The organism is Flavivirga jejuensis (assembly GCF_030540765.1).
Lineage (GTDB): Bacteria > Bacteroidota > Bacteroidia > Flavobacteriales > Flavobacteriaceae > Flavivirga > Flavivirga jejuensis.
Genome location: NZ_JAUOEL010000027.1, coordinates 1 through 2,005, shown reverse-complemented (window position 1 = coordinate 2,005; position 2,005 = coordinate 1). Strand labels below are relative to the sequence as shown.

1 protein-coding gene is annotated in these 2,005 nt (G+C 36.6%); it reads right to left on the bottom strand.

The window, feature by feature from the left end; translation table 11 throughout:
* The coding region (locus Q4Q40_RS23995; protein ID WP_303304592.1) for a beta-ketoacyl synthase N-terminal-like domain-containing protein at positions 1-2,005 on the bottom strand (2,005 nt) is incomplete at both ends.

Genomic DNA, 2,005 nt, shown 5'->3' with positions numbered 1-2,005 from the left:
CTGTTCTTTTAGGGCTCGTTCTGTTTTTGCTGAAAGGACAAAAATACCTGGAGAATCAGTGGTGACCTCTATGTTGGAAACTCTAGTTGAAGAATCATATTCCTCGATGATAACGTGTGCATTCGATCCGCCAAAACCAAAGGAACTTATACCTGCTCGTCGAGGAATTTTATTGCCGTTAGCATCTACTAAAGGCATCCAATCTCTTTTTTCATTTACTATATAAAAAGGAGAATTATTTAAATCGATATATGGATTAATAGTATTACAGTGTAAGGACTTTACTAGGGTTTTATTCTTAAGTTGTAAAATGACCTTGAGAACACCTGCAATTCCGGAAGCAAGTTCTAGGTGTCCTATGTTCGTTTTTATGGAACCTAAGCCGCAGTAATTATTTTTTAATTCTGTATTGTAAATTTTTTCGCCAAGCTCCTTAAATGCGGATTTAAGTGCATTAATTTCGATTGGATCCCCAAGGTCAGTACCAGTACCATGAGCTTCGATATAACTAATCGTATCAGGAGATATTCCTGCCTTGCTATAAACTGTTTTAAGTAATTCTGCCTGAGCTTTTGGATTCGGTGCAGTAAGTGAAGTAGCACGTCCTCCATGATTCTCGGAAGAACCCTTGATCACTCCATAAATATTATCTAGATCTTTCTCCGCATTTTTAAGTTTTTTTAGAAAAATCATGCCTACTCCTTCACCACGTACATATCCGTTAGCTTTATCTGAAAATGTTTTACATCTACCGTCTTGACTAAGCATGCCTGCTTTATTAAAACTAATATGGGCTTCTGGAGTCAAAATAGTATTAATTCCTCCGACAATAGCCATATCACATGTGCCCGAATTTATTGCTTCCATAGCCCTATGAATTGCAATTAATGAACTTGAACATGCTGTTTCAATAGGCTCACTTGGACCATGAAAATTGAGAAAATAACTCATTCTATTTGGACCAATTGAGGGAGCCATTCCTGTGGATGAATAACCCTCTATAGCAACATTAGAGTTTGTAATTAATCCGCTATATCCACTTCCTGCTGTAGCAATAAATATTCCTGTTTTTGTTCCTGATAAGCTACTGGCCGAATACCCAGCATCTTCTATGGCCTTCCATACATACATCATCAGTAGACGCTGTTGTGGATCCATAAACTCAGCTTCCCTAGGAGAAATATTAAAAAATAAAGGGTCAAATTCTGCTATCCCATCAATAAACCCTCCCCACTTGATATTTGTTTTATTAGGCTCTTGCGTAGGGTTGCCATAAAATTCTCTCCAATCCCATCTATCAAAAGGGATTTCTTCAATGCAATCATCTCCATCCTTTAAATTTTTCCACAATTCTTTCAGGTTCTTTGCTTTAGGAAACTTACCGCTAATTCCAACGATGGCTATTGGTTCAGGAGAGGTGTTGCCGTTAAACCCAGATATTGGGGATGAGCTCAAATTAAGATTTCGGCGACGCCTAAGAAATTGAAGGTTTTCGGTTTTTCTTTCAATTTGATTGGTGGCGGTTTTGATTGTTTTTTTATTATCCAAAAGTTTTGAATTGAATAGAGTCGGGTATTCCTTAGGTAAATAAGCCGATAAATCGTCTAGCGTACTAAATTGGTAGAATATGGTTGGAGTGAGCTCCATATCGAATTTTTTGTTGATTTCATTCGAAAATTGAGTGAAAGTGATTGAATCAAATCCGTATTCGCTAAGTTCTGTAGCCCCTTCAATATTCACTGAGTCAACTTTAAGAATTTTAGAAATAATTTTTGTTAAGACCTTACTTACTTTTATGGATAAGCTAGTAATGTCTATATCTGTAACAACCTTATCGATGGTTGATTTTTCTTGAACTTTAGTATTTTCCTTTTGTAAAAAGGGAATAACATTTGACTTTATTTTCTTTTGATTTCCTTGAAGTACTGTGATCTGGGAGGTTTGTGTTTTCCATGCGCTGTAAAGTGTTTCGATACCGTTATGGGTATCCAAGGGAGTGATTCCA